Raw genomic sequence first — 8,206 nt, forward strand, 5'->3', positions numbered from 1 at the left:
TCCGGCGGGTGGTCCGGCGGGCCGTCCGTACCGGTCGGGATCGTGGCTCACAGGACGGGCACCGCCTTCCGGCCGGTCTGCGGGGCGAGGGCCGCCGCGGCGAGGTTGACGCTCAGGGCGAGCAGGCCGATGGCGGCGCTGGGGGCGACCACGGCCCAGGGGTTGAGGAGGATCCCGGCGGAGTTCTCGCGGATCATCAACGCCCAGTCGGCGGCCGGGGGCTGGGGCCCCACTTGCAGGAACCCGGCCGTGGCGACGAGGTAGACGGCGGCGACGAAGCGCAGCCCGAACAGGGCGAGCAGGGTGGCGCGCAGGTTGGGCAGGATCTCCCGCCGGACCAGGTGCCACAGGCGTTCGCCGCCCGCGACGGCCGCCTCGACGTATCCGGTGGCGGCGACGGGGGCGGCGGCGCCCGCGACCAGCCGTACCGCGTAGGGCACCCCGAGGGCGACGGCGGCGGCGATGACGGCGAGCCGGCCGCCGCCCGGCCAGGAGAGGGTGACCAGGAGGATGCCGAGCACGGCGGGCAGCAGCATCAGCAGGTCGGCGACGCGCTCGACGATCCGTCCGATAAGCGGGCGGACCGCGCCGACGGCGCCGAGGACGGCGGCGACGACGGTGACGAGCACGGCCACCAGCAGCGAGGACACGACCAGTTCGCGTCCGCCCGTGAGGAGTCTGCTGAGCACGTCCCGGCCGAGCTGGTCCCCGCCGAGCACGGCGTCGGCGCCGGGTTCGGCGTACGGGGCGGCGACGGGGGCGTCGATGGCGTGCGGGGCGAGCCAGGGCCCGCACAGGGCGAGCGTCACGAGGAGCACCGCGGGCAGCACCCGCAGCGCGGTCCCCGGCAGGGCAAACGCACGCGCCCGCGGGGAAGCAGCGACGCTCATCGGCGGCCTCCCGCCATCAGGTCCCGGACCGGACCGGCCGCGGACACCGGCCGGTCGGCGCGAAGGGCGTTCGTGTTCATCGGCGGCCTCCCGCCATCAGGTCCCGGACCAGGTCGGCCAGGAGGAGTACGGCGGTGATGACGGCTCCGGCGAGTGCGGTGACTCCGGCGATGACGGGGCTGTCGCGGTCGGTGACGGCGGAGGCCAGGACGGAGCCGATGCCGGGGTAGTTGAAGATGGTCTCGACGACGACGGCGCCGCCGAGCAGCATGCCGGTGGAGGTGGCGAGGCCGGCGGCGATGGTCGGCAGGGCGCCGGGCAGGACGTGGTGGGTGAGGACCCGGTGGGGCGGGAGTCCGTCGAGGACGGCGGTCTCCACATGCGGGGCGCGGGCCTCGTCGGCGAGCGCGGCCCGTACGATCCGCACGTTCCAGCCGGTCTGCGGGAGGGTGAGGGCGAGGGCGGGCAGGACGAGCATGGTCCAGGAGTCGGGGTTTCCGTCGAGGTCGGTGAGGGTGACGGCGGGCAGCCAGCCGGTCCACAGCGACAGCACCAGGACCAGGGCCACGGCCACCACGAACTCGGGCAGCGCGAGGACGGCGGTCGCGGTGCCGGACACCGCCCGGTCGACGCGTCCGCCGGGGCGGAGCGCGGCCCAGCAGCCGAGGGCGGTCGACAGCACGGCGGTGAGCAGCAGGGCGAGGCCGCCGAGCAGCAGGGTGTTGGGGAAGGCGGTGGAGAGCAGGCCGGTGACCGGCTCGCCGCGGGCGGAGGTGCCGAGGTCGCCGGCGGGCAGGCCGGACATCCAGTCCCAGAAGCGTTCCAGGACCGGCCGGTCGAGGCCGAGGAGCCTGCGGCGCTGCTCGATGTCGGCGGCGCTCTCGCCGCGCTCGGAGGTGGCGCCCGCGGCGTCACCGGGCAGCAGTTCGACGGTGCAGAAGACCAGGGCGAGCAGGAGGGCGAGCAGGGCGGCGCGTTTGAGCAGCACGGCGCCGGTGCGGGTGAGCGCGGGCAGGGCGGGGTGCCGCGCCAGTGCGCTCTTCGCCACCGGCGCGGCGGTGCCGGCGGTGTCGGTGGTCAACGGGCCAGCCAGGTCCGCTCGAGCTGGACCCGGCCGTAGCCGGGCAGCCTGGGCAGTCCTTGGACGGCGGGTACGGCGAGGTCGATGCCGTCGGCCATGCCCCAGAGCAGGTAGCCGGAGCGCTCGTGCTCGATCTGCTGGAGTTCCCTGAGCTCCCGGGCGCGGGCGGTGGCGTCGGCGGTGGCCATCGCCTTCTCGTAGGCGGCGTCGAACTCCTCGTCCTGCCAGCCGGCTTCGTTCTGGCCGCTGCCGGAGACCATGGTCTTGCTGGCGAAGAAGACGACGGAGTCGTTGGTGCCCCAGTAGGTGGTGTACAGGTCGCCCTTGAGCCAGGTCTTGTCCCAGAAGACGGCCGATTCCTGTTTGACGACCTTGATCCTGACTCCGGCCTCGCGGACCTGGGAGGCGAAGAGGGTGGCTGATTCGGCGAGTCCGGAGATGTCCTCGGTGGTCAGCAGCTCGTAGGTCCTGGAGGTGTCGAATCCGGCCGCCTTCAGCAGCCGCTTCGCCTCGGCCAGGTCGCGGGTGCGTTGTGGGATGTCCTTCGCGTAGGCGGGGTCGCCGGTGCCGAGGATGTCGTTGGCGACGGTGCCGTAGCCGGAGAGGACCTGCTTGACCATGGCCTCGCGGTCGACGGCGAGGCGCAGCGCCTCGCGGACCCTGGGGTCGGCGAAGGGGCCGTCGGCGGTGCGCATGACGAGGGGCATCGCCATGTCGTTGGGGCGGCGCACGGTCTGGATGTCCTTGCGTCCCTCGGCGGTGCGGGCGGCGACCGCGCCGACGTTGGAGGCGAGGTCGAGCTGGCCGGAGAGCAGGGCGTTGGCCATCGCCTGCGGGCTTTCGAAGATCTTCACCTCGATGGCGTCGAGGTGCACGTCGCCGCCGTACCACTGGTCGTTGCGCACCAGCCGGGCGTTGCCGCCGCGGAACCACTCCAGCTTGAAGGGGCCGGTGCCGGGCGCCTTCGCGATGTCCTCGTCGGTGGTGCCCTCGGGTATGACGAAGGTGGTCAGCCGGGTGAGCTGGGGCAGTTCGGCGTTGGGGTAGTCGGAGACCAGGACGACGGTGCCGGTGCCGTCGGCGGTGATGTTCTCGGCCTGGATGCCCGGCAGCCGGGAGGCGCCGGAGGGGGTGCCGCGCAGCCGGCGCAGCGAGTGGACGACGTCGTCGGCGGTGACGGGGGTTCCGTCGTGGAAGAGCGCACCCTTGGCAAGAGTGAATCGCCAGGTCTTCAGATCGTCGGAGGCCTGCCACTTGGCGGCGAGCCGGGGCACGGTGTTCGGCTTGCTGCCGGGCACCGTGAGGGTGTCGTACACGAGGCTGAGGATGAGGTAGTCGCTCTCGTTGGCCTGGGTGCCGTGCGGGTCGCGGGTGATGGCGCCGGCGCGGCCGAGGGCGCCGACCCTCAGGGTGCCGCCGCGGCGGGGCTTGGTACCGGCGCCGGGGGACCCGGCGGTGTCGTCGTCACCGCCGCCGCCGCAGGCGCCGATCAGCGCGGTCGTGGTGAAGGCGCCGCCGGTCCACAGCAGTTGACGTCTCGTCAGGTCCACGTTGTCCTCGATTTCACGGTGGGACTCTTGCTGAGGTTTGCCTATCCTGACCACGCAGGAGCGCACAAGCGGCGCACAGAGTGACTTTCGCCAAAGTTAGGCAAGCCTTGCCTTCACGTTATGCGTTGGCTATGTTTCTCCACGGCTACCGGGCGGCTACCCAACGTGACGAGCCCCGGCAGAGCCATCGCAAGAGACCGTTCGCCATCGGAAAAGCGCTGTCCAGGACGGCGCCCGCCTCGACCGCCACCCTCGGAACGGACGACTCACCATGCCCACGGGAGCTGTGCCCGTACGTCTCCTCTCGCCTGCCCACGCCGCGGAGCTGCGCGCCGCCGCCGCATCTCTGCTCGACCGCTTCTCCGGGTTACCGACGCACCCCGGCCTGCTCGCCGAACTCCCATGTGTGGCAGCCGCGTTGAGCGAGGGCGTGCACGACGCCTGCCGTCCCGTCGACACCGCCGACGGCCTGTTCGTGCTGACCGGCCTGGAGGTCGACGACGCCGCGCTCGGCCCCACGCCCGCCCACTGGTCGAGCGCCGGCGACACCACCGCGGTCCACGACGTGGTCCTGCTGCTGCTCTCCGCGGTGATGGGCGTCCCGCTGGCCTGGGAGGGCCAGCAGGAGGGGCGGTACGTGCACAACATCGTGCCCTCGCCCGGACACGAGGCGGAGCAGACCGGCGCCAGCAGCAGCGTGCTGCTCAGCCCGCACACCGAGGACGCCTTCCATCCCGGCCGCGCCCACCTGCTGCTGCTCTCCTGCATGCGCAACCCGGACGCGGTGGCCACCACGGCCGCGAGCGTGCGCCGGGTCCGGCTGTCCGACGAGGACGTACGGCTGCTGAGCCGCCCCGAGCTGCCGATCCTGCCCGACGACGCCTACGCCGAGGCGCAGGGCTACGCCGGGGATCCGCAGCCCGTGCCGACGCTGTGGCAGTCGCCGGACGGCCCGACCCTGCGCTTCGACCCCGCCTACACGCCGCTGGAGCGCGCCGGTGCCGAGCACCGCGCCGCCTACGCCCGGCTGACGGACGAGCTGTCCCGGGTCGCGACGGCGGTCAGCCTGGTGCCGGGCCAGGTCCTGGTCGTGGACAACGACCTCGTGGTGCACGGCCGAGTCCCCTTCAAGGCCCGCTATGACGGCACGGACCGCTGGCTGAAACGTTCCTCCATACGGGTTCCGGGGCGTCGCACCCGCCCCTCGGCGGAACGCTTCGAACACGGCTACGGACAGAAGGTTCTGGAGGCATACGACGCATGACCGCCACCCACGCATCGGACACCACCCTGCGCGTCCTCGGCACCAGCGACGTCGCCGGTATTGAGATATCCCTCGCCGACGTCGTCGCCGTCGTCGAGCAGGCGTACGGCACCCTCGCCGCGGGCCGCTCGGACAATCCGCGCAAGCTCACCGTCAAGCCGGAGGACGGCCACTCGGTGGCGTACGCGATGCTCGGCCGGGACGGGGAGCGCGGCGTCGTCGCCGTCAAGACGTCGTACAAGCACGGCCTGCACGAGGACCGCGACAAGCAGCACTACTACACGACGCTCACCCTCTACGACGACGCCACCGGACTGCCCGTCGCGATGATGGACTGCGGGCGGATCGGCGCCCTGCGCACCCCCGCGGTCTCCGCGCTGCTGGCCCGTGAACTGGCCGCGCCCGGCAGCCGCAGCGCGCTCGTCATCGGCACCGGCACCCAGGGGCGGCTCGCCCTGCCGTTCCTGCTGACCACCATGCCGCACCTGGAGCGGCTGATGCTCTTCGGCACCCACCCGGACGGGATACGCGCGGTGCGCGAGCAGCTGCACGCGCACTTCCCGGACCGCGAGGCCGAGGTGGTGACCGACCTGCGGGCGGCGGCCGGGGACTCCGACATCGTCCTGGCCACGGCGGGCCCCGGCACACCCGCCTCCGTGGACGCCGACTGGCTGAAGCCCGCCGCGCTGTCCGTGCTCGTCGGCTACGGCATCGCGCCCTCCACCCTGCACCGCGCCGACCGGGTGATCGCCACCAGCGCCGCCCAGATGCGGGTGACCGGCACCGACATGGCCGACGCGGGCGGTGAACTGCGCGCCGTGGACGCCGAGTTCCCCGAGGTGCTGGCCGGACGGGCGGCCGGGCGGACCGACCCGGGCCAGCGGATCTTCGCATACAACAGCGGGCTGGTCGTCACCGACATCGCGCTCGGCCACCGGTTCGCCCAACTCGCCCTCGCCCAGGGGCTGGGCACGGCGGTGCCGCTGTGGCAGTGACCACGCCCCGGACCGCTTCCCCGGCCGCTCCCCCCGTGCCCTCGCTGCCCGCCCGGCAGGCGCCCGAGGTGCGGGACCTCCTCGCCGCCGGGCCCCTGCTGCACGAGTTGAGCCACGGCCTCGGCGGGCCCTACCACGTCCTCCTTCCCGGCCCCTTCGACGCCAACGCCGCCGCCTTCCGGCGCGCGTTCACCGAAGCGGGCGTGCGCGGACGGATCTACTACGCCAAGAAGGCCAACAAGGCCGCCCTGTACGCCGAACGCGCCGCCGTCCTCGGCCTCGGCGTCGACGTGGCGAGCACGGGCGAGCTGCGCGAGACGCTCGCCGCCGGGGTGCCCGGCCCCGACACGGTGGTGACCGGGCCCGCCAAGTCCGACGACCTGCTGCGGGTCGCCGTCCTCCAGGGCGCGCTCGTCGCCGTGGACGCGCTCGACGAGCTGGACCGCCTCGCCCGCACCGCCGCCGGACTGGGCCGCACGGCGCGGGTGCTGCTGCGGCGGCTGCCGCCCGCCCAGCCGCACAGCCGGTTCGGGCTGGACCCGGCGGAACTGGACACCGCCCTGCGCCGCTGCGCGGACGCCCCCCTGGAGCTGGAGGGCTTCGGCTTCCACCTCTCCGGCTACGACATCCCGGCCCGCGCCGACCTCGCCGGGGAACTGGTCCGCCTGTGCCGGCACGCCCGTGCGCTGGGGCTGCGCGCCGACCGGATCAGCATCGGCGGCGGCTTCCCCGTGGACTACGCGGACGGCGACGACTGGCGCCGGTTCACCGAGGAGCAGCGGCCCGGGCACTACCACGCGGGCAAGACCTTCTCCGGCGGGTTCTACCCGTACCACTCCCCCGTCGCCGGGGCCGACGCGCTGCGCGCGATCCTCGCGGCGGTGCCCGCCGGGCGGACCTCCCCGCTGGCCGCGCTGCTGCGGGAGGCCGGGGTGACCCTGCTCGTGGAACCGGGTCGGGCCCTGCTGGACCAGGCCGGGTGCACGGTCTTCCGGGTCCAGGGCGTCAAGGAGCGCGACGGCTACGCGATCCTCACCGTCGACGGCAGCAGCCTCAGCCTCTCCGAGCAGTGGTTCGAGAGCGAGTTCCTGCCCGACCCGGTGCTGCTGCCCGGGGCGCCCGCGGCGCCGGGGCCGTACGAGGCCTGTGTCGGCGCCGCTACCTGCCTGGAGTCCGACATGCTCACCTGGCGCCGGGTGCCCTTCCCGCACCGGCCGGCCGTCGGCGACCTGCTCGTCTACCTCAACACGGCCGGCTATCAGATGGACTCCAACGAGTCGCCCTTCCACGAACTGCCGCTGCCGCCCAAGGTCGTCGTCGAACCCGCCCCCGAGCCCGCCGCCCGTCCCCGCTGGCGTCTCGACCGCCACCCGTAGGGAGTGCTCACCATGGACCGTGCCCTGCACCGCCCCCCGATCGTCCGCCAGGTGTCCGAACTCATCGGTGCCACACCACTGTTCGAGCTGTGCCGTACCCAGGACGACAGCCGGCTGCTGCTGAAGCTCGAGCAGTTCAACCCGACCGGCACCGCGAAGATACGCATGGCCCGGCAGATGGTCGTCGACGCCGAGGAGCGCGGGCTGCTGCGGCCCGGCGGCCGGATCGTCGAATCGACCTCCGGGAACACCGGCCTCGGCCTCGCCGTGGTCGCCGCCGAACGCGGCTACACGTTCACCGCCGTCGTCGACCACCACGCCGCCGCCGACAAACTCCGCGCGATGAAGGCGCTCGGCGCCGAACTGGTCTACGTCGCCGACGAGGGCGACGAGGAACTGGCCACCGCCGCCCGCGAGGAGTACGCGGAGCGACTCGCCGCCGAGACGGCCGGCGCCTACTTCACCGAGCAGCACAACAACCCGGCGAACGGCGACGGTTACCGACCGGTCGCCCACGAGCTGCACGCGGCCCTGGACGGCCGTGTCGACATCCTCATCGGCGCGGTCGGCACCGGCGGCGGACTGTTCGGAACCGGCGGAGAGCTGCGCAGGTCGGTGCCCGGGGTGCGGATCGTCGGGGTCGAACCGAAGGGCTCCATCGCCTTCGGACCGCCCGCGCACGACTACTACCAGTCCGGCACCGGCACCCCCGAGGGCGCCACCATCGGCGCCATGGTCGACTACGACCTGCTCGACGAGGGCGTGAAGGTCGGCGACGTCGAGGCGTTCGCCACCTGCCGGGCCGTCGGCCGCCGCACCGGGCTGCTGATCGGCGGCTCGGCGGGCGGCGTGGTCTACGAGGCCCTCGCCCGGCTCTCCGCACTGCCGCCCGGAACGACTATGGTCGCGCTCGTCAACGACGGCGGGGAGAAGTACCTGGACACGGTGTTCGACGACGACTGGATGGCCGCCCGCGACCTGCTCGACCCCGATGCCGAGCGCGAGGTCGAAGCGCTGCTGGCCAAGCTCCGCCACACCTGACTCCCACGC

The 8,206-nt window shown here is 73.4% G+C and carries 7 protein-coding genes; 4 read left to right on the forward strand and 3 right to left on the reverse strand.

Features of this window, described 5'->3' with window-relative positions; translation table 11 throughout:
- Window positions 1-47: 47 nt before the first annotated feature.
- The 3 genes from CCN42_RS35655 to CCN42_RS35665 form a co-directional block, all read right to left on the reverse strand.
- A complete protein-coding gene (locus CCN42_RS35655; protein ID WP_086741504.1) occupies window positions 48-890 on the reverse strand; it encodes an ABC transporter permease in 843 nt (280 codons plus the stop codon).
- A 76-nt stretch (window positions 891-966) separates the two neighbouring features.
- On the reverse strand, window positions 967-1,983 hold the full coding sequence (locus tag CCN42_RS35660) for an ABC transporter permease (RefSeq protein WP_086741510.1): 1,017 nt from the start codon (window positions 1,981-1,983) through the stop codon (window positions 967-969).
- A complete protein-coding gene (locus CCN42_RS35665) occupies window positions 1,968-3,521 on the reverse strand; it encodes an ABC transporter substrate-binding protein (RefSeq protein WP_086741505.1) in 1,554 nt (517 codons plus the stop codon). Before CCN42_RS35665 ends, CCN42_RS35660 begins: the two co-directional genes overlap by 16 nt.
- A 271-nt stretch (window positions 3,522-3,792) precedes the next feature.
- Between CCN42_RS35665 and CCN42_RS35670 the strand changes: the two genes are divergently transcribed.
- The 4 genes from CCN42_RS35670 to CCN42_RS35685 are packed head-to-tail and all read left to right on the forward strand — an operon-like array spanning window position 3,793 to window position 8,197.
- Complete coding sequence (locus tag CCN42_RS35670) at window positions 3,793-4,785, forward strand: TauD/TfdA family dioxygenase (RefSeq protein WP_086741506.1); 993 nt, start codon at window positions 3,793-3,795, stop codon at window positions 4,783-4,785.
- Complete coding sequence (locus tag CCN42_RS35675; protein WP_086741507.1) at window positions 4,782-5,780, forward strand: ornithine cyclodeaminase family protein; 999 nt, start codon at window positions 4,782-4,784, stop codon at window positions 5,778-5,780. The genes CCN42_RS35670 and CCN42_RS35675 overlap by 4 nt, the downstream gene beginning before the upstream one ends.
- A 35-nt stretch (window positions 5,781-5,815) precedes the next feature.
- A complete protein-coding gene (locus CCN42_RS35680) occupies window positions 5,816-7,156 on the forward strand; it encodes an alanine racemase (RefSeq protein WP_086741508.1) in 1,341 nt (446 codons plus the stop codon).
- A gap of 12 nt (window positions 7,157-7,168) precedes the next feature.
- Window positions 7,169-8,197 (forward strand): cysteine synthase family protein, encoded by a 1,029-nt coding sequence (locus CCN42_RS35685; RefSeq protein WP_086741509.1) that lies wholly within the window; start codon window positions 7,169-7,171, stop codon window positions 8,195-8,197.
- The last annotated feature ends 9 nt before the right edge of the window (window positions 8,198-8,206 follow it).

Origin of the sequence: Streptomyces glaucescens (assembly GCF_002154375.1) — a bacterium.
GTDB lineage: Bacteria > Actinomycetota > Actinomycetes > Streptomycetales > Streptomycetaceae > Streptomyces > Streptomyces glaucescens.